The sequence below is a fragment of the Hyphomonas sp. TMED31 genome, from assembly GCF_002172815.1.
Taxonomy (GTDB): Bacteria; Pseudomonadota; Alphaproteobacteria; order Caulobacterales; family Hyphomonadaceae; genus Hyphomonas; species Hyphomonas atlantica.
The window spans coordinates 19,427-44,549 of record NZ_NHCK01000064.1 but is presented as its reverse complement, the minus strand read 5'-3'; the positions used below and the strand labels follow the sequence as shown (position 1 = coordinate 44,549).

Annotated in this window: 24 protein-coding genes; 14 read left to right on the top strand and 10 right to left on the bottom strand. The window is 60.3% G+C overall.

The annotated features are described in order from the left end of the window. The 3 genes from CBB91_RS09975 to CBB91_RS09965 form a co-directional block, all read left to right on the top strand. The coding region (locus CBB91_RS09975) for a glycine--tRNA ligase subunit beta (RefSeq protein ID WP_273013893.1) at nucleotides 1-736 on the top strand (736 nt) is incomplete at its 5' end. A 205-nt stretch (nucleotides 737-941) separates the two neighbouring features. Continuing rightward, complete coding sequence (gene ppdK / locus CBB91_RS09970; protein WP_272983527.1) at nucleotides 942-3,629, top strand: pyruvate, phosphate dikinase; 2,688 nt, start codon at nucleotides 942-944, stop codon at nucleotides 3,627-3,629. A 391-nt stretch (nucleotides 3,630-4,020) separates the two neighbouring features. Further along, nucleotides 4,021-5,130: a cell wall hydrolase gene (locus CBB91_RS09965; protein ID WP_345906794.1), complete on the top strand. Its 1,110-nt coding sequence runs from the start codon at nucleotides 4,021-4,023 to the stop codon at nucleotides 5,128-5,130. Nucleotides 5,131-5,134: 4 nt separating this feature from the next. Here CBB91_RS09965 and CBB91_RS09960 read toward each other — a convergent pair whose 3' ends face one another. From CBB91_RS09960 to CBB91_RS09935, 6 genes are all read right to left on the bottom strand, one after another. Continuing rightward, complete coding sequence (locus tag CBB91_RS09960; protein ID WP_273013891.1) at nucleotides 5,135-5,944, bottom strand: SDR family oxidoreductase; 810 nt, start codon at nucleotides 5,942-5,944, stop codon at nucleotides 5,135-5,137. A gap of 48 nt (nucleotides 5,945-5,992) precedes the next feature. Further along, nucleotides 5,993-6,850 carry a carboxylating nicotinate-nucleotide diphosphorylase gene (gene nadC / locus CBB91_RS09955; RefSeq protein WP_273013890.1) on the bottom strand — a complete coding sequence of 286 codons (858 nt, stop codon included), beginning with the start codon at nucleotides 6,848-6,850 and terminating at the stop codon, nucleotides 5,993-5,995. Further along, nucleotides 6,847-8,379 (bottom strand): L-aspartate oxidase, encoded by a 1,533-nt coding sequence (locus CBB91_RS09950; protein WP_273013888.1) that lies wholly within the window; start codon nucleotides 8,377-8,379, stop codon nucleotides 6,847-6,849. The genes nadC and CBB91_RS09950 overlap by 4 nt, the downstream gene beginning before the upstream one ends. Before the next feature lie 9 nt (nucleotides 8,380-8,388). Continuing rightward, nucleotides 8,389-8,856, bottom strand: coding sequence for a hypothetical protein (locus CBB91_RS09945; RefSeq protein WP_273013887.1), 468 nt, complete (start codon nucleotides 8,854-8,856; stop codon nucleotides 8,389-8,391). A gap of 68 nt (nucleotides 8,857-8,924) precedes the next feature. After that, nucleotides 8,925-10,067 (bottom strand): quinolinate synthase NadA, encoded by a 1,143-nt coding sequence (nadA, locus tag CBB91_RS09940; protein WP_273013885.1) that lies wholly within the window; start codon nucleotides 10,065-10,067, stop codon nucleotides 8,925-8,927. Nucleotides 10,068-10,274: 207 nt separating this feature from the next. Then, a complete protein-coding gene (locus CBB91_RS09935) occupies nucleotides 10,275-11,732 on the bottom strand; it encodes an amidohydrolase (protein WP_273013883.1) in 1,458 nt (485 codons plus the stop codon). A gap of 153 nt (nucleotides 11,733-11,885) precedes the next feature. Here CBB91_RS09935 and rpoZ point away from each other — a divergent pair, with 153 nt between their 5' ends. Genes rpoZ through recO form a run of 8 tightly spaced genes read left to right on the top strand, consistent with a single transcriptional unit; the run spans nucleotide 11,886 to nucleotide 18,672 of the window. Further along, nucleotides 11,886-12,236, top strand: a complete 351-nt coding sequence (gene rpoZ, locus CBB91_RS09930) for a DNA-directed RNA polymerase subunit omega (RefSeq protein WP_035553123.1) — start codon at nucleotides 11,886-11,888, stop codon at nucleotides 12,234-12,236. Between the two features lie 8 nt (nucleotides 12,237-12,244). Beyond that, nucleotides 12,245-14,509 carry a bifunctional (p)ppGpp synthetase/guanosine-3',5'-bis(diphosphate) 3'-pyrophosphohydrolase gene (locus CBB91_RS09925; protein WP_035553125.1) on the top strand — a complete coding sequence of 755 codons (2,265 nt, stop codon included), beginning with the start codon at nucleotides 12,245-12,247 and terminating at the stop codon, nucleotides 14,507-14,509. Beyond that, nucleotides 14,499-15,080, top strand: a complete 582-nt coding sequence (pyrE, locus tag CBB91_RS09920) for an orotate phosphoribosyltransferase (protein ID WP_273013881.1) — start codon at nucleotides 14,499-14,501, stop codon at nucleotides 15,078-15,080. Before CBB91_RS09925 ends, pyrE begins: the two co-directional genes overlap by 11 nt. Further along, nucleotides 15,080-15,835: a pyridoxine 5'-phosphate synthase gene (locus CBB91_RS09915; RefSeq protein ID WP_035553130.1), complete on the top strand. Its 756-nt coding sequence runs from the start codon at nucleotides 15,080-15,082 to the stop codon at nucleotides 15,833-15,835. The genes pyrE and CBB91_RS09915 overlap by 1 nt, the downstream gene beginning before the upstream one ends. Then, complete coding sequence (gene acpS / locus CBB91_RS09910; protein WP_035553132.1) at nucleotides 15,832-16,242, top strand: holo-ACP synthase; 411 nt, start codon at nucleotides 15,832-15,834, stop codon at nucleotides 16,240-16,242. The genes CBB91_RS09915 and acpS overlap by 4 nt, the downstream gene beginning before the upstream one ends. Beyond that, a complete protein-coding gene (gene rnc, locus CBB91_RS09905; RefSeq protein ID WP_273013879.1) occupies nucleotides 16,239-16,994 on the top strand; it encodes a ribonuclease III in 756 nt (251 codons plus the stop codon). The genes acpS and rnc overlap by 4 nt, the downstream gene beginning before the upstream one ends. After that, nucleotides 16,991-17,938, top strand: coding sequence for a GTPase Era (gene era / locus CBB91_RS09900; RefSeq protein ID WP_035553134.1), 948 nt, complete (start codon nucleotides 16,991-16,993; stop codon nucleotides 17,936-17,938). The genes rnc and era overlap by 4 nt, the downstream gene beginning before the upstream one ends. Continuing rightward, on the top strand, nucleotides 17,935-18,672 hold the full coding sequence (recO, locus tag CBB91_RS09895) for a DNA repair protein RecO (protein ID WP_273013877.1): 738 nt from the start codon (nucleotides 17,935-17,937) through the stop codon (nucleotides 18,670-18,672). The genes era and recO overlap by 4 nt, the downstream gene beginning before the upstream one ends. A gap of 281 nt (nucleotides 18,673-18,953) precedes the next feature. On the opposite strand, the gene CBB91_RS09890 is transcribed toward recO, so the two are convergent. Further along, nucleotides 18,954-19,637, bottom strand: a complete 684-nt coding sequence (locus CBB91_RS09890) for an extensin family protein (RefSeq protein ID WP_273013875.1) — start codon at nucleotides 19,635-19,637, stop codon at nucleotides 18,954-18,956. Nucleotides 19,638-19,764: 127 nt separating this feature from the next. Between CBB91_RS09890 and parC the strand changes: the two genes are divergently transcribed. Continuing rightward, nucleotides 19,765-21,999, top strand: a complete 2,235-nt coding sequence (gene parC / locus CBB91_RS09885; RefSeq protein WP_273013873.1) for a DNA topoisomerase IV subunit A — start codon at nucleotides 19,765-19,767, stop codon at nucleotides 21,997-21,999. Here the strand turns inward: parC and CBB91_RS09880 are convergent, their stop codons facing one another. From CBB91_RS09880 to CBB91_RS09870, 3 genes are all read right to left on the bottom strand, one after another. Next, nucleotides 22,000-22,722, bottom strand: coding sequence for a Sir2 family NAD-dependent protein deacetylase (locus tag CBB91_RS09880; protein WP_273013871.1), 723 nt, complete (start codon nucleotides 22,720-22,722; stop codon nucleotides 22,000-22,002). A 126-nt stretch (nucleotides 22,723-22,848) separates the two neighbouring features. Then, entirely contained in the window at nucleotides 22,849-23,550 is a 702-nt protein-coding gene (locus tag CBB91_RS09875) for a VIT family protein (RefSeq protein ID WP_273013869.1), read from the bottom strand. Between the two features lie 81 nt (nucleotides 23,551-23,631). Then, complete coding sequence (locus CBB91_RS09870) at nucleotides 23,632-24,075, bottom strand: SRPBCC family protein (protein WP_273013868.1); 444 nt, start codon at nucleotides 24,073-24,075, stop codon at nucleotides 23,632-23,634. Between the two features lie 54 nt (nucleotides 24,076-24,129). Here CBB91_RS09870 and CBB91_RS09865 point away from each other — a divergent pair, with 54 nt between their 5' ends. Together CBB91_RS09865 and CBB91_RS09860 are read left to right on the top strand one after the other, a co-directional pair. Further along, the gene (locus tag CBB91_RS09865; protein WP_273013866.1) at nucleotides 24,130-24,465 is read left to right on the top strand and encodes a helix-turn-helix domain-containing protein; all 336 of its coding nucleotides are present in this window, start codon (nucleotides 24,130-24,132) and stop codon (nucleotides 24,463-24,465) included. 76 nt (nucleotides 24,466-24,541) lie between these two features. After that, a complete protein-coding gene (locus tag CBB91_RS09860) occupies nucleotides 24,542-25,105 on the top strand; it encodes a LemA family protein (RefSeq protein ID WP_035553163.1) in 564 nt (187 codons plus the stop codon). Nucleotides 25,106-25,123 lie beyond the last annotated feature (18 nt).

Genomic DNA, 25,123 nt, shown 5'->3' with positions numbered 1-25,123 from the left:
TCCGAGCGATTCCGTTCCGACCGACCCTGTGGGCATCGCTGTCGCACTGGCCGACAAGCTGGATACGCTGGTTGGATTCTGGGCGATTGACGAGAAACCGACGGGCTCAAAAGACCCATTCGCGCTGCGCCGGGCGGCGCTGGGTGTTGTGCGGATTGTGTTGGAGAATGAAGTTCGACTGAAACTTCAGTCGAATCTGGAAGTGTCGAACGACCTCCTCTCCTTCTTCGCTGACCGCCTGAAACAAGTCCTCCGTGACCAAGGCCAAAGACACGACCTGATCGATGCCGTCTTCGCCCTTGGCGAAGACGACCTTGTGCTTATCACGCGCCGGGTCGAGGCGTTGGGGGCGTTTCTGGATACCGAGGACGGNGCGAACCTNCTCGCGGGCTANAAGCGNGCNGCGAANATCCTNAAGGCNGAGGAGAAGAAGGGCGANNTGCCGTCNGANCTCTCNGTCGATGACNCGNTGATCGCGAAGGGNCCCGCCGAGGAGCAGGCGCTGGGCAAGGCGTTGGCGGATGTTGAGGCAGCAATCGAAGGGCCTCTGGCGGCGGAAGACTTCACCGGCGCAATGGCCGAGCTGGCCAAGCTCCGCGCGCCGGTCGACGCGTTTTTCGAGGCCGTCATGGTCAACGATGATGACGCCGCTGTCCGGGCGAATCGCCTGGCCCTGCTGACCAAAATTCGCGCAACGCTGCATCGCGTAGCTGATTTCTCCCGTATCGACGGTTGATCCAGATCAAGGCGTTTTCGGGTCAATGTCTCAGTTTGGAACGCGGCGCCTGAGCGCCAACGCGCCAATGTGTCACGAACAACGTTGTCACGCTGAGTGTACCCTTTCTGGTACTGGCCAATGGCGCTGCGATGCAGCATAGAAATTGCAAATCGCCCCCGAGTATCCTTGGGGGACTCGACTTATGTATCGGAAGGCAGAATTCATGGGTGAAGCAGCACTGAAACCAGCAGACGAAACCTGGGTGTATGCTTTTGGCGGCGGTAGCGCAGATGGCGACGCCTCAATGAAAAACCTGCTGGGTGGCAAAGGCGCCAACCTCGCAGAAATGGCCAAGCTTGGCCTGCCGGTACCGCCGGGCTTTACAATCACGACCGCCGTTTGCACGGCGTATTACGAACTCGACCGGAAGTATCCGGAAACGCTGGAAGCGCAGGTGGATGCCGCGCTGGAAGCCATCGAGAAAGAAACCGGCAAAGGCTTCGGTGATCCCGAAAACCCGCTGCTCGTGTCCGTTCGTTCCGGCGCGCGCGCCTCGATGCCGGGCATGATGGATACGGTGCTGAACCTGGGCCTGAACGAAACCGCTGCGGCGGGGCTGGCGAAGAAGGCTGGCGAGCGGTTCGCCTATGATTCCTATCGCCGCTTCATTCAGATGTATTCCAACGTCGTGCTGAACATCAGCCATGACGAGTTCGAGCATATCCTCGACGACTACAAGGATCGCGAGGGCTACGAGCTCGACACCGAGATGACGGCGGATGACTGGAAGAAGATCATCTCACTCTACAAGGACGCCGTTCAGTACAATCTCGGCCGCCCGTTCCCGGATGATCCGAAGGAACAGCTCTGGGGCGCGATCACGGCCGTGTTCGGTTCCTGGATGAATGACCGCGCGATCACATACCGAAAGCTCAATGACATTCCGGAGGAATGGGGCACGGCGGTGAACGTTCAGGCGATGGTGTTCGGCAATCTGGGCGAAACGTCCGCGACCGGCGTCGCCTTTACGCGTGACCCCTCAAATGGCGATCCGGTTTTCTACGGCGAGTACCTGATCAATGCGCAAGGCGAAGACGTTGTCGCCGGTATTCGCACGCCTGCACCAATCTCTCGCGAGCGCGCTGATACGCTGGGCTCAACCGACGCACCGCTCGAGGAGTCGATGCCGGAAGTCTACACCCAGCTGCGCGACGTCGCGAACACGCTGGAGCAACACTACAAGGACATGCAGGATCTGGAGTTCACCGTTGAAGACGGTCGTCTTTACATGCTGCAGACCCGGAACGGCAAACGCACTGCTGCCGCCGCGCTGAAGATCGCAGTCGACATGGCGCGTGAGGGCCTCGTGACGGAAGAAGAGGCCGTGCTGCGCCTTGAGCCGTCCCAGCTCGACCAGTTGCTGCACCCGACCATTTCCGAAGATGCCAAGCGCGACGTGATCGTGATGGGCCTTCCGGCCAGCCCCGGCGCAGCCGTTGGCAAGGTTGTGTTCGAATCCGAAGATGCCTGGGCCATGGCTGAAAAGGGCGAGGATGTGATCCTCGTTCGCGTCGAAACCAGCCCGGAAGACATCAAGGGCATGCACGCCTCCCGCGCCATCGTCACGGCGCGCGGCGGCATGACCAGCCACGCCGCAGTTGTTGCGCGTGGCATGGGCCGTCCATGTGTCTGTGGCGCTGGTGGCCTGCAGATCGACTACAAGGCCGGCGTGTTCCGCGTCATGGGCCGGGAGATCAAGAAGGGTGACGTAGTTACTGTCGACGGCGCGACCGGTCAGGTCATGATGGGCGCTGTTGAAATGGTTCAGCCGGACTTGTCTGGTGATTTTGGTCTACTGATGGGCTGGGCGGACAAGGCCCGGAAGCTGAAAGTGCGCGCCAATGCGGAAACGCCGCTCGACACGCGTACCGCTGTTGAGTTTGGCGCAGAAGGCGTTGGCCTCTGCCGTACCGAGCACATGTTCTTCGAAGAAGAGCGTATCCCGGAAGTGCGTGCCATGATCCTCGCCGATGGCGAGACCGGCCGCCGCGCGGCGCTCGACAAGCTCCTGCCAATGCAGCGCAGCGACTTCGAAGAGATTTTCCGCATTCTGGAAGATCGCCCGGCGACGATCCGTCTGCTGGATCCACCGCTACACGAGTTCCTGCCGCATACCGATGCGGATATGGAAGATGTGGCCAAGGCGTCCGGCGTGAATGTGGACGAGCTGCGCCGCCGCGCTGCGGAGCTGCACGAGAGCAATCCAATGCTTGGCCACCGTGGTTGCCGCCTCGGCATTACCTATCCTGAAATCTACGAGATGCAGGCTCGCGCCATCTTTGAGGCAGCTGTGAACGTGTCCAAGGAAACCGGCCGCAAGCCGATTCCTGAAGTCATGATTCCGCTGGTCGCAACGCATAAAGAGCTGGCGATCCTGAAGGCCGTGGTGGATGAAGTGGCCCAGTCGGTCTTTTCTGAAACCGGTGTGACGCTGGACTACCTGGTCGGCACGATGATCGAACTGCCACGCGCAGCCCTCCAGGCGGGTGAAATCGCCCAATCGGCAGCATTCTTCTCATTCGGCACGAATGATCTGACGCAAACCACGCTCGGTATTTCCCGTGATGATGCGGGGCGGTTCCTCAAGGCTTATGAGGACAAGGGCATCTACGAAAAGGACCCGTTCGTAACGCTGGACCAGGTTGGCGTCGGTGAATTGGTCAAACTGGCCGCCGAACGTGGCCGCAGTACCCGCCCTGGAATCAAGCTCGGCATCTGCGGTGAACATGGTGGCGACCCGGCTTCCATTAACTTTTGTCACGTTACGGGACTCGAATACGTATCCTGCTCTCCGTACCGTGTGCCAATCGCGCGGCTCGCCGCGGCACATGCTGCGCTGAAGAACGCATAAGCGGGCAGGATTCGCTCGAATCGTTCAAAATTTGGGTGTTGCGGCGACGCAACACCCTTTTTTGTGCAGTGCGGTGAATTTCATAAAATTTGCAGAAATATTCCGCGTAATTACAGCGACTTGGCGGCTCTTTCCTCATGTGGCGGTTTAAATCGCCAGAAGGCGCTGTATCTATCCTGACAGAAAAGTCATTCACGTATCTGGCCAGCTTCTTGCTAGGTAGCGTGAGAGATGGATATCGAAGTCCAAATCAGGCCCTGATCGGGGTCATCAATTTAAGACAAACCAACAACACCCGGGTTGCATATGGCGGAAATTATATCGCCTGCCGGGGGATTGGGGAGCGGTGATGTTAAGGGTTCTTCAACCACGAAGGGCGACTCTGTCGCCAATGCGTGGGCTCCAAGAGCAGCTCAAGCGTTGGTGGATGGCCATGACGAACGAAGAGCAGAGAGATATTGTTGTGCGCGGGGCGACCATTGCGGTCTGTGCCGTCGCTGCGACTGTGACCCTGCCTGTAATCGGCGAACTCCAGTTGGAGAAGCGCGCCGAAGCTGATTTCCGTGCAGAGGCGATGCGCTTGGCCACCATTGAGGATGGCGGCGTGACTGTGCGCTCTGACCCCATGACGCCCAGCCTGCTGGATACGCCATGGATTCGCACGGTGGAGTACACGCTCAAGCGCGATACCGATTCTTCCATGAGCCGCTATGCGATGCGCGACCGTGATGGTGCAGCGCTTTCATCGCTGGTTTCGTTCCGTCCGGAACACATCAAACGCGCTGAAAAGATCAATGACGAGGCGAAATGCCTGTCGCAGGCCATCTATTATGAGGCCGGCACGGAATCGCTGGGCGGCAAGATGGCTGTTGCTGAGGTCATCGCGAACCGCGTTCGTGATCACCGCTATCCCGACAGCATCTGTGATGTGGTTTTCCAGGGTGCCACGCGCACAACGGGCTGCCAGTTCACTTTCACCTGTGACGGGGCCATGAATCGCGCGCCGCGTGGCCGCAATTGGGATACATCCCAGAAGGTTGCTGCCCACGTCCTGATGAACCTCAATGAGGAGCGCACGGGCGGTGCCACGCATTATCACGCAACCTATGTCGACCCGATCTGGAGCGCAGGCCTCATCAAGACTGACAAGATCGGCCTGCACATCTTCTATCGCTTCCCGCGCGGAGCGGAATGGGCCCAGGTCCGCCAGAACTACAATAACAAGCGCGCGCGTGTGATCACCGCCGCTGCTGACCGTGATGTGAACGCGGCCGCGACTTCCGTCATCAAGACACAGGACGAGGCCAAGGTTCAGAAAGTTGCAATGGATGCCCCCGCGCCAACGCTTGCGCCTGCCTCCGTGACGACATCGACGCGCACGATCACCAATGGCGCGCCAAAGTTCAATGCGGTTCGCAAATCGTCGAACGTATCGTCTTACCAGACCGCACAGGTTACCCGCGCGGCCGCTGGGGCGGGCGCAACAGGCGGCCTGAACTGAAGATCTAGTCTCGCGGGGGTACGCTCTCGCGGACTCGCTTCATGATCGCGCCGGGCATCCAGCGCGACATGAATCTGGCCCGTTCTGCATCTTTTCCGACCATGTAATGCCGATCCTTGCCGTGAGCGGCCTCCCAGGCGCGTTCGGCGGCCATCGAAACCGGATACACGTTCATTCCGTTTTCCCGTAGCTGGTCGGACATCTTGTGGTTGGAGCCGTCACGATCTCCCATTTCAAGAATTGGGGTTTCGACGAACCACGGCATCAGGCTGGTGACACGAATATCCAGATCCCGGAACTCGGCATCGAGCGCCTCGGTCAGCCCGCGAACGGCAAACTTTGTTGCGGAATAGACGGCGAGTTGCGGCGACCCCACTATTCCTGCAGTTGAGGCGGTGTTCACAATGCGCGCGCCTGATGTTGCCTTGAGAAGCGGCAGGGATGCCTGGACGCCATTCACGACGCCTTTCACATTGATGTCGATGATCGCATCATTGTCTTCGCCGGTGATATTTTCAAACCAGCCATGACGGCCGATACCGGCATTGTTGAACAGGACATTCATCGCCCCTTCGGTTGCGTCGCCGAAATCTTTCACGGCGCCCGCCCAGTCGCCACGGCTGCGCACGTCAAGCTTGGCCTTGATGCAATTCTTCGCGCCGATTTCGGCTTCTACTTCATCCAGGCCATCCGTGTTCACGTCGTAGAGACCGCAGAACCAGCCGCGCTTTGAGAAGTAGCGTGCGGTCTCTGCCCCGATTCCGGATGCTGCGCCTGTGATGAATATGCTCTTTCGGCCGCCCGCCTGACTCATGGGCAATTTCCTCCTGCTGTTAGGGACTGATCGCCCTTTTCAGCAGTGTCAGACGACATCCATGCCGACGTCAAGATTGGGAGCCGAATGGGTGAGTGCGCCCACAGAGATATAGTCCACGCCCGTCTCGGCAATTGACGCAACGGTATCCAGATTGACGCCGCCGGAAGCTTCCAGCGTCACGCGGCCTTCATTCATGGCGACCGCGCGGCGCAGCGTGTTCGGGCTCATATTGTCGAGCAGGACAGCGTGCGGACCGTGTTTCAGGGCTTCTTCAAACTGTTCCAGCGTGTCGACCTCGATCTCGATCATGCGGAGATGACCGGCATAGGCTTTCGCGCGTTCAAGCGCCAAGGCAACAGATCCGTCGCAGGCGGCAATGTGGTTGTCCTTGATCAGCACCGCATCATCCAGGCCGTAGCGGTGGGCTGTCCCTCCACCGCAGCGAACGGCGCGCTTCTCCAGCGCGCGATGTCCCGGCGTTGTTTTCCTTGTGCAGACAATCGTGGCGGACGTGTGCGAGATTTTCTCTACATAGGAGCGCGTCATGGTCGCGACAGCGGACAGCCGCCCGATGAAGTTCAACATGGTGCGTTCCGCGGTCAAGATGGAACGGGCGCTGCCGTCCAGACGCGCAACCACGTCTCCAGGTTTCACAGCGGAGCCGTCGCCCATCTGGACGTCCAGTTTCACACTGGAATCAATGAGGGAAAGCGCATGGCTGGCGACGTCTATGCCTGCGATTACACCGTTCTGGCGAGCGGCAATGACAACGCTCAGCTGCGTGTCCGGTGCGATGGTTGCATCCGTAGTCAGATCACCGGCGCGGCCAAGGTCTTCAGACAAGGCCAGACGGACGATCGGATCAAGGATGATGGCGGGCAGGGGCGGTGGGACGGGCGTCATGGGTGCGCAGTCTCCTCAAAGCTTCTGATCAGGAATTGACGTTCCGGAGCAGTCGTGTCCGGATAATCCGAACGATAATGGCCACCCCGGCTTTCTTTGCGGTTGAGTGCCGACTGCACGATCAAGCGGGCAGTTGTCAGGGCGCGGGCGGACCCGTGCGTGGATTGAAGTCGCTGGACCAGTTCCAGAACACTTGTCATTCCGGTTTCGTCTCTGACGACACCGCATTTTTCGGACATCGCAGTGCGTAGCTCTTGCAGCGCGGCGGTTGGAAGGGCCGCCGGAACATGGCCGGTCGAGGATTGCGGGTCTTTCAGTGTCGCGTCCCGCAAACGCGCTGCAATCCTGTGGGCGAACACCACCGCTTCGAGAAGCGAGTTCGATGCCAGCCTGTTTGCGCCGTGCACGCCAGTTGAAGTGCATTCGCCGCACACGGACAAGCCGTCGAGGCTGCTGCGTCCCCAGAAATCCGGTACGATCCCGCCCATATGGTAGTGAGCCGCTGGAGCAACGGGGATCATGTCTGTGCGCGGGTCTATGCCGGCAGATCGGCATGCGCCGAATACGGTGGGGAAGTGGTCAGGGAAGTGGTCGCCTACGGCCTCCCGACAATCGAGAAACGCGCCGCGGCCGGAAAGGCGTTCCGTATGCACTGCGCGCGCAACTTCATCCCGTGGCGCAAGTTCTGCGAGCTCGTGATAGCGATCCATGAANGCANCACCGTCGCGATTGTGCAGCGTGGCGCCTTCNCCGCGCAAGGCTTCTGTCGCGAGTGGAGCGGGATCACGCCCGATATCAATGGCCGTCGGATGGAANTGCACGAATTCNAGATCCGCCATCAGGGCGCCTGCTTCCCAAGCCATTGCAATCGCGTCGCCGCGGGCTTCGGGGGGATTGGTTGTGACCTGGAACAGTCCGCCGGAGCCACCGGTGCAGAGCACGGTCTCGCGGGCGGTGCGTGTGGAGAGGTTTCCNGAGGTGTCGCGAAGTATCGCGCCNGCAACCTGCAAATTCTTGTCCTGTAGCAGGCCCGTTGCACGCACCCCTTCGATGATGGTGATGTGCGGCGCGGCAGCAACCGCAGCCACCAGCGCGTCCATGATNGCCTTGCCNGCAAGATCACCGGCGACACGAGCGACACGCGGATGGGAATGTGCCGCTTCGAGGGAGAGGGCGAGCGCGCCGTCTGGCGTACGATCGAACGGCACGCCCAGTGCTACCAGATCCCGCACCCTCGCCGGGCCTTCCTCAGCAATCAGGCGGGCAATGATCGGGTCGACCAGTCCAGCCCCGGCCGCGACGGTGTCGGCGGCATGTTGTTCGGGACTGTCTTTCGGGTGGAGCGCTGCGGCAAGGCCACCTTGCGCCCAGGCGGATGAAGCCGCTTGCCCGAGGGGGGCCGGTGAGATGACGGTACCAGGCCGCGGCGCCAATTGTAATGCCAGGAACAGGCCAGCAAGGCCTGCGCCAATGATCAGAACATCGTCATCGCTTGGCCGATCGGCCGTCAGGGTTTGCGGAAACGTCACGGCCACGGATCAGGAGATGCCGTCGGTTGCCCGGCGAAACTCCGCCGGTGCCGTTACAGCTGAAACGAGCGCGCCGAACATTCGGTCTGCGGACTGGACGGTCAGTGTGAAATTGTCAGGGACGTAAACAAGGCCNTCCACTTTCGCTTCCAGCATNTCTTCGATNTGTGAGCGAATGGAGATCTGGTTGCCGAAGCGGCGCGCCTGACAGGACTGGCGNACGACCGAACGGCCCCACATGGANCACACCTCAACNGCCGTTAGTTCACACGCATACTGGCCGTCCTCCGGATGGGGGGACANNTACATCGTGCCAGACATCATGCACTCACCACCGCGATAGGGTTTCGTCTGGAAACTCCACGTCCCNATCACGTCGGTCGGGTCAGTTTCGCTCTTGCTGTCGGCATGGGCGGGCGCGCAGGCGAGGAAGCCTGCAAACACCATTGCCGCAAGACCAAGCTTGGCCTGGAACATCCTACCACTCCTCGCACCTGCCGGGCACATTACGCTGTGCCCAGGCATTTGCACACCCCGCAGGGCTGTTAGACNACCATTTCCAGTTCCATGGGTTTCAGCCCGGTTTCGAANGCCAGCGGCTTCTCCATTTTCGGCAGGGCCATCATGGCGTCGAGTGCTTCCTTGGCGCGTACGCGAACATCTTCCGGAATGGTGACTTCATACTCGCCGGTCACGAGGCAGTCATAGATGTTTTCCAGCGTGATGCGTTTCATGTGCGGGCAGAGATTGCACGGACGGATGAAGTTCACATTCGGGTTTGCCGAGGCGACATTGTCGCTCATTGAGCATTCCGTCAGCAACACCACCTTGTTCGGGCTTTCCTCNGCCACATANTTGGCAAGTGCAGACGTCGAGCCGGCAAAGTCAGCGGCTTCCAGCACGTCCGGCGGGCACTCCGGGTGGGCCAGGATGACGACGCCCGGATGNGCCTCGCGCAGCTGATCAACATCATCGGCGCTGAACAATTCGTGCACTTCACAGGCGCCAGGCCACGTCATGACGCGAATGCCGGTTTGCGCGGCCACATTCTTCGCCAGATACTGNTCCGGGACGAGGATCACTGTGTCGGAATTCCATTCCTTCGCGATGGCTTCCACAACCTGAGCCGCATTGGAGCTGGTGCAGGTGATGTGACACTCGGCCTTCACCTCGGCTGTGCAGTTCACATAGGTGACGATCGGATAATTCGGGAANTTCTCCTTGATCAGGCGCACGTCCGCGCCNGTGATCGANGCTGCAAGTGAGCATCCGGCGCGGGTGTCCGGGATCAGCACCGTTTTCTCAGGCGCCAGGATCTTGGAGGTCTCNGCCATGAAGTGCACGCCAGCCTGAACGATGATGTCGGCATCGACGTTGGCGGCTTCACGGGCGAGCTGAAGGCTGTCGCCCCGGAAGTCACCGACCAGTTGGAAGATGTCAGGCGTCATGTAGTTGTGCGCCAGGATGACGGCATTCTTCTCTTTTTTCAGGCGATTGATCGCCGCGACGAGCGGCGCAATCGCGGGCCATTCCATCGGCGTGATGAAATCCTGCACCAATGGGTACAGCGCGTCGGTCTCGGCCTTTACGGCGTCGTCATATGCCAGTCCGCGCGCTTCAGCAGCGGATGCGCCGCGCAGCGGGGTTGGGGTGGGGCAGCCAGGGCCAGAGTCGATAAGACGTGCCATTTGTCGTCCTCCTTGGTTCAGACCGACTTATGCTCGATCTGAGTATAATATGGGCCTGAAGCCTCGCGTTTCAAGGGAATTGACCTTCAAACGTCCGGAGACAGGAGCTCGTGCGACAGAAACTTGAAGCTTATGCGCAGTCTGAGCAAAAGGGGGTTTAGCGCTTTCGGCTCGCTCGGGCAAGTTCAAACTCGTGTGAACGCCACGTCAGCTTTCGTCGAACAGCTCCAACGCCGCCGCTGTCATGGCCTCAACGCCCGTTGCGATGGTGGGGTCATAGTCTGGCGCGAAAAACGGCGAATGCAGCGAGGGCAGGGGTAGGGAACTGTCCTGTGAGGCCTGGTATTTGTCAGGCGAAACTGCGCCGACCCAGAACAGGAGACCAGGAATGTTCTCTTCCGTGCGGCCGAACTGGCTGAAATCTTCGCCGCCCATGACGGGTTGGACTTCTTTCACATTGTCGCTGCCAATCGCGTCGGCCACCGCTGTCATCGCCTTGTCGGCCAGGTCGGCATTGTTGAACAGCGATGGTGTGTAGTCCTGCTCGACCTTGATGATGGGTTCCGGTGCGCCGAACGCGTCGGCCTGCGCCTTGGCGATGCGCTCAATGCCATCGAGCAGCATTTGTCGCGTCGAGTCGTCATAGGAGCGCACGGTGAGCAACAGGGTCGCTTCATCGGAGATGATGTTGTGCTTCGCCCCGGCCTTGAAGGAGCCGACGGTGACAACGGCAGAATCCTGGGGGTTCGTGTTGCGTGAGACGAGACTTTGCAGTGCGACGACAATATGCGACGCGACGAGCACAGGATCCCGCGTGGTGTGCGGGTAGGCGCCATGTCCGCCGACACCTTTCACCGTTATGTCCACGCTGTCGACGTTCGCCATCGCATACCCCTTCGTGTAGACGACCGTGCCTGCTGGCGCAGACGCGGAAACGTGCAGGGCAAGGTTGTAGTCCGGCTGAGGAAAGCGGCTGTAGAGGCCATCGGCCAGCATGGCCTGAGCGCCAAGACCGATCTCTTCAGCAGGTTGGGCAATCATGACCAGCGTGCCACTCCATTCGTCCTTGCGGGCGGCGAGGGCGCGCGCCGTGCCGATCCAGCTGGTCATGTGGATGTCGTGACCGCAGGCGTGCATCACCGGGCTTTCAACGCCGGTCCAGGTCGTTGAGACGACTTCAGAGGCGAATGGGAAGCCGGTCTGGTCCGGCACGGGCAGGGCGTCCATGTCGGCGCGGATCATCACCGTAGGCCCGTCGCCATTGCGCAACACGCCAACCACGCCATGGCCGCCAACGCCGTCCTTCACTTCGCCGACGTCCTTCATCGCCTTGTCGACGACCCAGTCCTGGCCGATGCCGGTGGTCACCTCGAAGCCAAGATTCTCCAACTCCGATGCCATCAGGGCGGCAGACTTGGCTTCCTTGAAGGACAGCTCCGGATTGGCGTGGAGCTTTTTGTAGATTTCGATCAGTTCCGCGTCGGCCTTGGGCATTGCGGCATTCACTGCTGCGGCGGGTGTCGCCGGGGTGTCGCCATCTGTCGCGGGGCTGGCTTCTGATCCGGTATCCGAGGCGAGCGTTTGAGGCGTTTCGGTCGAGTCGTTTCCATTCCCGCAGGCAACCAGCGCGAGAGCGAATGAGGAGATGGCAGCAGTGCGAAGCATGAGTTTTGACCCCTGTGTTTATATAGGATTCAGCCTAACCGCCTTTTGCGCGCTGTGAAGGGGGCTAAAATCCCTGCATACAACGGCAATCGCCGGGTTGCGCCGCTGTGCTGCGCTGCATATAAGGGGCGGTCCAAAGGAGATAATCTGCTCATGGCCCGCGTTACCGTTGAAGACTGCGTCGATAAGGTTCCAAACCGCTTCGAGCTCGTCCTGCTTGCCGCACACCGTTCCCGCATGATCCGCGAAGGTTCGCCGATCACCGTGGACCGCGACAATGACAAGGATCCAGTCGTCTCCCTGCGCGAGATTGCCGATGAGTCGGTTGACCTGAAAGTGGTCAAGGAAGCGCTGATCTCCAACCTTCAGGACATTCGCCCAGGCGAAGAGAACGAGCGCGAAGCAGACCGTATGGCTCTGGAGTCCGCACCTGCTGCGACCGAAGAAGACGTCATGCGCGCCTATCAGGCTGAGCTGGAGTCCGGACGGGACGACCGGCTGTAGGAGGCCCAATGGACGGCAGCACCCTTTCCGCAAAGGATGAAGGGGCTGGCGACACGGCTGGCGCAGAAACAACGGCTGCAGAAAAACCTGAGCCGCGCGAAGTACTTACTCGCGCGCAGCTGATTTCAAAAGTCAGGGCCTATCATCCGCGGGTGAAGTCCGAGCTGCTGGGCGCCGCCTACGATTTCGCCAAGAAACATCATGGCGAGCAGATGCGCGATTCCGGAGACGCGTACTATTCCCACCCCGTCGAGGTCGCCAGCCTGCTGGCCGATGTGAAGCTGGACGAGATCACGATCGTCGCCGGCCTGCTGCACGATGTGGTCGAGGATACCGAAATTGACATCGGTGATGTCGAAGTGCGGTTCGGCGCAGATGTCGCCGAACTCGTCGATGGCGTTACCAAGCTTGATAAGCTGGAATACAGCTCGAAGGAATTGGCGCAGGCCGAAAACTTCCAGAAATTCATCCTGGCGACCACCAGCGACATTCGTGTCCTGCTGGTGAAACTGGCCGATCGTCTGCACAACATGCGCACCCTGCACTTCCGCAAGAAGGCATCGAGCCGGGAGCGGACCGCGCGCGAAACGATGGACATTTACGGGCCGCTGGCGCGCCGGGTTGGCCTGTACCAGATCGCTGCCGAAATGGAGGATCTGGCGTTCCAGGAACTCAATCCCGAAGCGCGTCGGGCCATTCTGTACCGACAGGAAGAGCTGGCGCTGGAAAATGCGGGTGACCTGGAACGTATCCGCGAAGCGCTGCAGGAGCTGATGGAAGAGTCCGGCATTGCCTGCCGGATCAAGGGCCGGAAGAAACAGCCCTATTCGCTGTGGCGGAAGCTGGAGAAGAAATCCATTTCTTTCAGGGATGTGGCCGATCTGTTCGCATTCCGTGTGATCGTCAGCTCGGTTGAGGATTGCTACCGTGTGCTGGGCAAGGTTCACGCGCTCTGGGCCTGCATTCCGGATCGGTTTCGGGACTATATCTCGGTGCCGAAACCAAACGGCTATGCGAGCCTTCACACCACTGTGCGCGCGTCCGGCAATCGCCGAGTGGAGTTGCAGATCCGCACCGAAGAGATGGACCGCACGGCCGAGTTCGGCGTCGCAGCGCATTGGGGCTACAAGAATCATTCCTATGGGTTTGATGTCGATTCTGCGCGCGCGGCAGGACTAGACCCCGCAGCCAATCTGGAAGCGTTCGCCGAGCTCATTCAGGATGGCGGCGATCCGAGCGAGTTCATGGAACACGCCAAGCTGGAGATGTATCGCGAGCACGTGTTCGCGTTCACGCCGAAGGGCAAGTTGATTATCCTGCCGGCCGGCGCGATGCCGCTGGACTTCGCCTATGCGGTCCACTCGGCTGTCGGCGACACATGCGTCGGCGCGAAGATCAATGGTGAGATCAAGCCGCTGCGCCGTCCATTGAAGAATGGCGATGTTGTCGAGGTCATCCGGGGCAAGGCCCCACAGGCCATCCACGGCTGGGAGGCGCTGGCCATTACCGGACGGGCGCGCTCTGCCATGCGGAAGCTGGTGCGCGATAAGGAAACAACCGAATTCCGCCGTCTCGGCCAGGGCCTGATCAACATGGCGTTGCGCCGTGCCGGGATTGATCCGGTTGATGTGAAGATGAACCATACGGCACGCCTCGCCGGGTTCGAAAACCTTGAAGAAATGGCCGAGGCGCTTGGGCGCGGGCGCATCTCTTCGAACGATGTGATCGTGGCGGCGTTTCCGGGCTATCGCCCCGAACGCGAGGATGACCCGAGCAAGGTGCGCATGGACAGCGAGCACACGCCGCTGATGGTGTCTGGCAATGATTTGTCGCCGGGTGTCACCCTGCATCTGGGCAAATGCTGCTGCCCATTGCCAGGCGACCGGATTATGGGGGTTCATGAGCCGGGACAAGGCATTGTCGTACACGTCGCGAGTTGCCCGAAACTGGCTGAATATGACGACAAGCCAGACCTGTGGGTCGACCTGCGCTGGACGGAATTGGCGCGGACCGGAGCAATTGCGATTGGCCGGATTCGCATCAATGCCTCGAACGAACGCGGCGTGTTGGCGAAGCTGTGCGCAGCTGTGGCTCAGGCCGGTGGAAACATCACCAGCATCCACACTGTCGACCGTCATGAGGATTTTACCGAGATCCTGATGGAAATTGAGGTTGAAGACCTGAAGCGCCTGACGCAGATACTGGCCGCGCTCCGGTCGATCGCGGTGGTCGACCGGGCAGTTCGCGACCAGGAGGGCGAAGATGACGAATGATGATGTGCTGAACGTATTCCGCGAGGCCGGGGCTTTGCTGGAGGGGCATTTCATCCTGTCATCCGGTCGCCGCAGCCCGGTATTCCTTCAGAAGGCGCTGGTGTTTTCGCAGCCTGACCTGTCGGAAAAGCTGTGCAAGGCGCTGGCAGAAAAGCTGACGGCAGAGTTTGGCAAGATTGATGTGGTCGCCGGGCCGGCCGTCGGTGGCATTATTCCAGGCTATGAGCTGGCGCGCCAGTTGGGCGCTCGCTCGATCTTTGCTGAGCGGGTCGATGGCCAGCTTCAGTTCCGCCGGGGCTTCTCGATTGCGGAGGGTGAGCGCGTCCTGATCGCTGAAGACATTGTGACCACGGGCTTGTCGTTCCGCGAGACGGTCGAGGCGCTGGACAAGCTGCCCGGTGAGGTCGTCGGTGGCGCTTGCGTCATTGACCGTTCGAATGGCCGCGCCGATGTCGGCTGCAAGCTGGTCTCGCTCGCGGCGGTGGATTTCCCCGACTATGACGCCAATGATTTGCCGCCAGACCTCGCGGCGATTGAGGCGGTCAAGCCTGGCTCGCGGGGCCTTGCCTGATGGCAGACCGGCTTCGTCTGGGTGTGAACATTGATCACGTTGCGACCATTCGCAACGCGCGCGGCGGGGATCATCCAGACCCCATGCGGGCGGCGGAAATCGCAGCGGCAGCCGGGGCCGACGGCATCACGATCCATCTGCGCGAGGATCGCCGACATATTCGCGATGGCGATCTGGAGGCCATCCGCGCCGCGTCCAGCCTGCCGATCAATTTGGAGATGGCAGCCACGGAAGAAATGACGGATATCGCCTGTCGTTTTCGTCCGCATGCCGCCTGTATCGTTCCGGAAAAGCGCGAAGAGCGCACCACCGAAGGCGGCCTGGATGTGGCCGGCCTGCACAACCAGATTGCACCTGTGGTTCGTCGACTGAATGAGTCCGGCGCGCGTGTATCACTCTTCATTGAGCCAGACCCCGTCCAGATTGCGGTGGCGGAAGTCCTGCAGGCGCCTGTGGTAGAGTTGCACACCGGGAAATATGCCGAACTCTGGATCGAAGGTGGGTTGGAAGCCGCAGCGCCGGAGCTGGAGCGTCTGAAGATTGCCGCCGCAGAAGCGCGCAAGCGCGGTGTCGAGCCCCATGCCGGTCATGGCCTGACCTTCGAGAATGTCGGTCCGGTGGCTGCCATTCCGGAAATCGCAGAGCTCAATATCGGCCACTTCCTGATTGGTGAGGCTATCTTCATTGGTCTGGACGCGGCGATCAAGGAGATGCGGCGCCTGATGGACGAAGCCAGAGACAAGGCTGACGCATGATCATCGGTATCGGGAATGATCTTTGCAATATCGAGCGGATCGAGAAGACGCTCGAGCGCTATGGCGAACGGTTCGAGAACCGGGTCTTCACGGAAACAGAGATTGCGCTTGCACGGCGGCGTCGCCGTACGGCGGAGACCTATGCCAAGCGGTTCGCCGCGAAGGAAGCCTGCGCCAAGGCGCTGGGCACGGGCGTGCCGCGCCGCGGGGTACACTGGAAACATCTGGGCGTGGTGAACCTGCCGACGGGAAAGCCGACGCTGGCGCTGACGGGCGGTGCGGCCGAGCGGCTCGCCACAATGGTTCCGGAAGGTCATGAAGCGGTTATCCATTTGACGATCACGGACGATCACCCCTGGGCTGAGGCCCAGGTGATCATCGAAGCACTTCCGGTGCAGAAGCCATGACCCCAACCCGTCCGAAACGCACGCGCCTGCGCAGCAAGGGAAAGGCCAATCAGCCGTCCCTGACAGACGCAGACCTGAAATCTGTCGAGGCGATCCTTGGCCACAAGTTCAAGACACCTGACACATTGATCCGGGCCCTGACGCATCCAAGTGCGGTATCCTCGGCAGACTCTGTGCGGCTTTCCAATCAGCGCCTGGAATTCCTGGGCGACCGTGTGTTGAATCTGGTTATCGCGGACCGGTTGATTGATCGCCGGCGCCTTGAGAGTGAAGGCGATCTTGCCCCGCGTCTCAATGGATTTGTGAAGAAGGGCGCCTGCGCCGAGGCGATGCGCCATCTGGGGCTGTCGAAATTTCTCATCATGTCGGATGGAGAGATTGCTTCCGGCGGGCGCGAGCGAGAGTCGACCCTTGGCGACGCATGCGAGGCGATCATCGGCGCGATCTATCTTGATGCCGGGCTGTCCACTGCGCGAAAATTCATCGAAAAAGGCTGGGCCCCACAGTTTCAGGCACCATTGGCAGAAGCCAAGGACCCCAAGACGCTGCTGCAGGAATGGGCGCAGGGGCAGGGCCTGCCACTGCCGGATTATGACGTGCTCAACCGCTCCGGCCCGGATCATGCGCCGACCTATGAAATCCAGGTGCGAGTCGATAACCGGGGCAGCGCTGTTGCGGTGGGCTCGTCAAAGCGCGATGCTGAGCGTAATGCTGCGGCCCTCCTTCTGAAAAGTCTGACCGAACCGAAATGACAGATATCCCCATCACCCGTGCCGGATTTGCCGCCATCATCGGCGCGCCGAATGCCGGCAAGTCCACTCTGACCAATCGCCTTGTCGGCACCAAGGTCGCCATCGTGACCCACAAGGTGCAGACAACGCGCTTTCCCGTGCGCGGCGTGGCGCAGCTGGACGGCACCCAGATCGTGCTGGTTGATACGCCCGGGATCTTCGCTGCGAAGCGGCGGCTTGACCGTGCTATGGTCAAGGCGGCCTGGAGCGGCGCAGAAGACGCGGATGCCATCGTGCACCTGATCGATGCGTCGGCTTGGGTTGCAGAGCGTGAAAACAAGGTGGACGGTGCGCAGAAGAAGTCTCTCGAAGACGACCGGCGCGTAATCGAGCAATTGAAACAAAGCGGTCGCAAGGCGTTTCTGGCGCTGAACAAGATTGACCTATTCCCGCACGACCAGATCCTGCCGATCATCGCGGAGCTGAACGAGACGGGTGTCTATGATGAGATCTTCATGATCTCGGCCGAGAATGGCGACGGTGTGGAGGCGCTGGAAAAAGCGGTCGCAGCGCGCATGCCCGAAGGCCCGGCGCTTTATCCGCCAGATCAAATCGCAGACTTGCCGATGCGCCTGCTGGCGGCGGAAGTGACGCGCGAGAAGTTGATGCTGCGACTGCATCAGGAGCTGCCGTATCAGCTGATGGTCGAGACCGAGAGCTGGGAAGAGCGCAAGGATGGGTCTGTCCGTGTGCAGCAGGTTGTGATCGTCGGGCGGGAAAACCACAAATCCATGGTGCTGGGTAAAGGCGGCGCGGCCATCAAGGATGTTGGCCGCAAGGCGCGCGAGGAATTGTCCGAGATGCTGGGGCGGAAGGTGCATCTGTTCCTGTTCGTCAAAGTCGATGAGCGCTGGCAAGAGCGCCGCGAGAGCTATCAGGGGTTGGGCCTGGAGTTTGATGTTTGAACTGGTCCGATGACGGCATAATCCTCGGCGGTCGCCGTTTCGGGGAAGGTGGCCTCATCCTCGATGTTCTGACCCGTACACGCGGNCGNCGNTCNGGCCTTGTCTATGGCGGATCATCCCGCAAGCGCCGGGCGCAATACGAAGCCGGGAACTCTGTTTCGCTTAGCTGGACAGGCCGTCTGGAGGACTCGCTCGGGCGCTTTGACGTGGCAGAGGCGAGCCGCGAGCGCGCCGCGCGCGTGCTGGACGATCCGGCGGCACTTGCCGCCATCTCCGCGATTACGGCCATATTGCGCGGCGGGCTAGATGAGGGCGACGCTGCGGGCTCTGCCCTGTTTGATGCGACGGAATTGCTGCTCGACCAGATCGAGGCGCGGGAAATCTGGCCNGCGCTCTATGTGCGTTGGGAGCTCGGCCTTCTGTCTGCCCTNGGCTTTGGGNTGGATCTGGATGAGTGCGCGCTGTCTGGCGCGAATGATGGCTTGACCCATGTGTCGCCGAAGACAGGGCGCGCCGTGCGCGGGTCNGAAGCCGAAGAATNTGTCGACCGCCTGCTGCGCCTGCCTCTTTTCCTGACAACGCCCACTGCCCACGTCGCGCCAGACGACATTGCAGACGGGCTGACGCTGACAGGATATTTCATGGAAGAGCGGNTGTTCGGCGGGCTTAATCGCGGCATGCCGCCAGAGCGCACGCGGCTNGTGGGNCGTATCCTGAAATCGCGCCAGTCCTAGACTGCCATGTTCAGAAGCCATTCATTTTCCAGTGTGCTAGGTAGCGCGTGAGGAATGGGGCGTTCCGTGCGAATGAAAAAGGCTGATGCCATGAAGAAAACACTGTTTGCCGCAACCGCCATTGCCACTTTGGGACTGGCGGGCTGTATCCATGTTGATGCAGATGAACATGGTCGCGANGCGATCTATGANAATACCGAGACCGCGCTGCGNGTCTGTGGCGGCGAGGGCCGCGTAAAGGAAGTCAACGAAGACGGCTTCAAATGCCTTGACTGATTAGGTCACCGGCACACTTTTCCCCCGCCCATGTCGAGATGAAAATGATCGGCATGGGCGGCATTGTATTCAGGCCCCAGCGTCACNGAGAACAGGTCACANGCGCCTTCATGCAGGCGGCGCAGGAATTTCTGTTCGGCNCCGCCGCCATCCCAATGGGTTTTCACATTGATGTGGCGACCATCNTCCAGCCGAAACCCNGCAATGTCGATTGCATTGCCGAGCCCGTGCTGGGACATGCGCCCCGTGCCAGCAATGTTACGACAGGAAAAGCTGCCATAGGTTTCCACCCGCGCAATGGGTGAGCCGAGGATCTCCACCGCNGCGGGGCGGGCGACATGACGCTCCCANGTATACAGCGCAGCNGCCTGAGCGCACGTCATGCGCAAGGTGGCAGAGTACGGCGTGAGTGTCTGGTCCAGTGTCAGCGCATCATAGAGGCCGCAACTGCCGGCCATGTCCTGATCTTCCAGTGGCGTATACAGCACGCCCGCCTNGTCCAGCGCGGTGAAGCAGAGTTCCCGGTTCTTCTTGGCGCGTGTCAGCTTGTGCCATGTGCCCATGCCAGGTGGCTCGGTCAGGTCAATCGGGGCAAAGGGGTTGTGGCGCGGCGGGGCGAGCCAGAAGAATGTCAGAACGCACAGCACGGGTACGCCAATCAGGATGATCCATGCCTTGATTGCATTCATCTGCAGCTGTGCCCTTTTCCTTTCCTTAACCAAAGTCTCGTTTGTGTTAACGTGCTCCGGCCCGTGAGTCGCTGACTTTAATCAAGGGCCTGCACCAGAATGTGGCACGAACTGCAATGAGGCCAGAATGTCCGATTTGATTGACGGCACGCCGGAAGACCGGATCATCAACGAGCCGATGAGCGAGGCGCTTTCCAAGCGCTATCTCGCCTATGCGCTCTCGACGATTACTGCCCGGGCCTTGCCGGATGTGCGCGACGGCCTGAAGCCCGTCCAGCGCCGTATCCTGTATGGTATGCGTGTCCTGAAGCTCGACCCTGAAGGCGGCTATCGCAAGTGCGCCAAGATCGTCGGCGACGTGATGGGTAANTTCCACCCGCATGGCGACAGCTCGATCTATGACACGCTGGTGCGCCTCGCACAGGATTTCACCGTCCGCTATCCGCTGGTCGATGGACAGGGCAATTTCGGCAATATCGACGGTGATAGCGCCGCTGCCTATCGTTATACCGAAGCGCGGATGACGGTTGCCGCCGAGTTGCTGCTGGATGGCCTCAACGAGAACGCGGTCGATTTCCGCGCCAATTATGCCGAGAATGATGAAGAGCCGGTCGTTCTGCCTGCCGGTTTCCCGAACCTGCTGGCCAATGGTGCGAGCGGCATCGCGGTCGGCATGGCGACGTCGATTCCACCTCATAATGCGGCGGAATTGATTGATGCGGCACGGCTTCTGATCGAGAAGCCGAAAGCCACGACCGAAGAATTGATGGANTTCGTGAAGGGGCCTGATTTCCCGACGGGCGGCATCATCGTCGAGACCNNGGAAGCGATGATCCAGGCCTATGAGACCGGNCGGGGCAGCTTCCGCATGCGGGCGCGCTGGGAAGTCGAGGACACAGGCCGGGGCACCTATCAGATCGTCGTGACCGAGATCCCGTATCAGGTGCAGAAATCCCGCCTGCTTGAGAAGCTGGGCGAGTTGATCGAAGCCAAGAAACTGCCGCTTCTGGACGATGTGCGCGATGAGAGCGCNGAGGATGTGCGGCTTGTGCTGGTGCCGCGCTCCAAGACGGTTGAGCCGGAAGTGCTGATGGAAAGCCTTTACAAGGTCTGCGATCTTGAAACGCGCTTCAGCCTGAACATGAACGTCCTGCACAAGGGCGCGCCTCAGGTAATGGGCCTGAAGGACGTTTTGCAAGCCTATCTGGACCACCGGCGCGAAGTCGTGGTGCGCCGTGCGGAATTCCGCCTCGACAAGATCGAGAAGCGCCTGCACCTGCTCGATGGTTACCTGATCGCCTATCTCAATATTGATGAGGTGATCCGGATCATTCGGTATGAGGACGAACCAAAAGAGGTTCTCATGTCGACCTTCAACCTGACNGACACGCAGGCTGAAGCGATCCTCAATCTCCGTTTGCGGGCATTGCGCAAGCTGGAGGAAATGGAAATTCGCGGCGAGCATGACCGCCTGATGAAAGAGCGCGAAGAGCTGACCAAGCTGATCGGCTCCACGCGTCGCCAATGGAGCAAGGTGTCCAAGGAGCTGAAGGAAGCGCGCGATGCGTTCGATCCGGAGTCCGGGCTTGGCCGCCGCCGTGCGACGTTCGGGGAAGTCGCGGAAGTTGATCTCGCCGCCGCGCTTGAAGCCNCCCTGCCGAAGGAGCCGCTGACGATTGTGCTGTCCCAGCAGGGCTGGATCCGCGGNATGAAGGGGCATGGCCTCGATCCGGAATCCGCCAAGTTCAAGGATGGCGATGCGCTCTATCTCGCTGAAGAGGTGATGAGCACGGACAAGATCATCTTGATGGCGTCGGATGGCCGCGCGTTCACCTTGCCGGCAGACAAGCTGCCTGGCGGGCGCGGGCATGGCGAGCCGATCCGCCTGTCAATCGATCTGGAAGACAGTGTCGACATCGTCGCCATGTTCCGGTTTGAGCCGGAGCGCAAACGCGTTGTCGCATCGACCGAAGGCTATGGCTTCGTGGTCGAGGAAAAGGAACTGGAGTCCAACCGGAAAGCCGGCAAGCAGGCGGTAAACACGGGTAAGGGCAAATTGACNGTCTGCACGCCGGTTGAAGGCGACATGCTGGCCGTGGTCGGATCAAATCGCAAATTGCTGATCTTCCCGCTGGACGAGCTGCCGGAGATGGCACGCGGCAAGGGCAACAAGCTGCAATCCTATAGCGGCAAGCACACNCTGAAAGACCTGATGACCTTCGACAAGCGCGATGGCCTGATTGTCATGACCGGTGGTCGCCACCGTGCCTTCCCGGAATGGGAAGAATGGATCGGCAAACGCTCACAGGCCGGCAAGACGGTTCCGAAGGGCTTCCCACGCAGCGGAACGTTCAACGGCTAGCTACTTTTCCAACAGCGCCATTGTGTCGGTCATCAGGGGGCCGATCTCTGTGTGGAGGACGAGGTCAGCAAACGGATCCTGATCGGTAGGTTCGCGGTTGATGATCACCATCTTGGCGCCGTTGCGTTTGGCCTCCATGGGGATGGCGGACGCCGGATACACGACAAGCGACGATCCGAGCACGATCACGAGGTCGCAGAGCAGGGCCTCTTCGCTGGCCTGCAGCATCTTGTCTTCCGGCATGGCCTGGCCAAAGGAAATCGTCGCATTCTTGATCAGGCCGGTGCAGAAGATGCAGGTAAGATCTTCATCATTCTCCCAGCGCGCCTTGAGTGTTTCGAATTCATATCGCTTGCCGCATTGAAGGCATTTGCCATAGCTCGCATTGCCGTGGATCTCGATCACCTTGTCATCCGGCACGCCGGAATCCTGATGAAGGTTGTCGACATTCTGTGTGACCACGGAAGAAACCTTGCCGCTCTTCACGAGGTCAGCAATTGCAAAATGGCCGACATTCGGTTTCGCGCCGGTCCAGCCTTCGGTGCGGTTGAACACGCGGTTCCAGGATTCTCGCCGCGCTTCACGAGACGAGACGAAGTCCTGAAAATAGATGGGGGACATCTTGCTCCACACCCCGCCAGGGCTGCGGAAATCCGGAATGCCGCTTTCGGTCGAGATGCCTGCGCCAGTGAAAATCATCACGCGGCGAGCGTCTGAAATCATTCGAGCGAGTCTGCCTGCATCCGTCATGAGTGTCGTCTACGTAATCCTGTCGTTTCCTGTCCTTCTAGCAGCTAACCACTTGAACAGATTTGTAAAGCGCTTGCCCGGCGTGAAGCAGTGCGCGGCCTAGACGATTGTGCCAAACGCCGCGCCGATCAGGCCGGTGACCAGCATGGCCGCAGTGCCCCAGAAGACAATCCGCACGACGGCCTTCAGCTTGTGCGCGCCGCCTGCCTTCGCTGACAATATGCCGAGAAGGACGAGCGCCAGCAGCGACACGATGGCGACGACCGGCGTCACGAGGCCAGATGGCGCGGCGACCCCGGCCAAGAGAGGCAGGATCGCGCCCGCCGAGAAGCTGACGGCAGAACTGACAGCGGCCTGGACGGGGCGTGCGGTGACAATCTCGTTGATGCCCAACTCGTCGCGGGCATGTGCCTCCAGCGCATCTTTCGCCATCAATTGGCGCGCCACATCATAGGCGGTGTCCTTGGCGACGCCGCGATTCATGTAGATATGCGCAAGTTCGACCAGTTCGGCTTCGGGATGATCCCGCAAGGCTACCTTTTCAATTTCCAGGTCGGCTTGCTCGGTATCAGCCTGGGACGAGACAGACACATACTCCCCCGCTGCCATCGACATCGCCCCGGCGGCAAGGCCCGCAAGGCCTGCGGTCAGGATCGCGGACTGGCTCGCATCCGCTGAAGCGACCCCGATCATCAGGCTGGCCGTGGACAGGATGCCATCATTCGCGCCGAGCACGGTCGCGCGCAACCATCCGATCCGGTGGCTGTAATGGTGTTCTCCAAGGGGAAATTGAGATGCCATATCATGTCTCCTGACCCGGCAAGCAGGCGACAGATAGCCGGTCGGGTCAAGCCCTCAGCATTTCGGTGTTCGAGCTGGCGCTCAGGCGTACATGCCGTCTCGCAGATTGATGCCGTGCTCCACCCAGGCCTTCATGGCGCAGATCATCTGCGACCAGCCCATGCAATTGCCGTAGGAATTCTTGAGTCCGTCCTCAGTTGATGGCCAGCCTTCTTCAGCGATGGAGACAATTGTCCGGCCATCATCCGTCGGCTCAAACCGCATCGTCACCAGCGTGGCCGAGCTGCCATCCTCGCCGCCCCATTTGAGGACGATGCGCTTGTTGGGTTCGACTTCGACCACATGGACAGGAAACGCGCCGGGAAAGTCATGGAAGTCCCACGTAACAGTTGCGCCCGTTTCGAGTCGTCCTTTTGCGCCGCCAGTCGTGAAGTAGCTGGACAGTTTTGCCGGATCGGCGACTGCCTCAAACACGTCTTCAACAGGGCGATTGATGCGCCCGCTCACCTCGAATTTGAGATTCATCACAGCCTCCCAGCGCTGCTTGTCACATCAGAATTAATGTTATAAAAAACCAACATGTCAAGCGATGATAAAACCGACCTTGTTTTCAAGGCTCTGGCCGCGCCGATCCGGCGGGATATTCTGGACGTGCTGCGTGACACGCCTCAGACGACCGGGGAAATCTGCACGCGCTTCAGTCATCTCAATCGGTGCACGGTGATGCAGCATCTCGGCGTGCTGGAAGAGGCGGAGCTGGTCCTGGTGCGCCGCGNAGGCCGCCAGCGCTGGAATTANCTCAANGCCTNGCCGATCAANCATATCCATGACCGCTGGATCGGAGACTATGCNANGGGGGCNGTCAGCATGATCGACCGCCTCAAGACCGGTCTGGAAACGGAAACCGTTACATGAGGGGCGAACGCTCCCTTGCGCTCTACGGCGGGCGCGGATACCCCTTTTAAATCTGGTTCTTATGGAGGGACGCCCGATGAGCCCCATTCTAATTGTTCTGGCCGCAATCGTTGCGATCGCCGGTTTTGTCATCCTGATCTACAACGGCCTCGTGATGAAGCGCCAGCGGGTCAATCAGGCCTTTGCTGATGTGGATGTCCAGCTGAAGCAACGCCAGAATTTGATCCCCAACCTCGTCGAAACCGTGAAGGGCTATGCCGCCCACGAGAAAGAGACACTGGATGCGGTGATCAAGGCGCGCAGCGCGGCGCAGAGCGCCAACACGCCCGGCGAGATGTCAGCTGCCGAAGGCATGCTCACCGCATCGCTTGGCAAGCTGTTTGCGCTCGCCGAGGCCTATCCGGACCTGAAAGCCAACACGAACTTCCAGCAGCTGCAGACCGAACTCTCGACCATCGAGGACAAGCTGGCCGCCGCGCGGCGTTTCTACAATTCCGCGGTTCAGGACTACAACACGTCCCGCGAGCAATTCCCTGGTTCCATTGTGGCTGGCATGTTCAATTTCGAAGGCCGCGACTTCTTCGATGTAGGCGTCGAAGGCCGCGAGGCGCTTTCGACGGTGCCGGAAGTCAAATTCTAGGATAGATTGGCCCTCTCG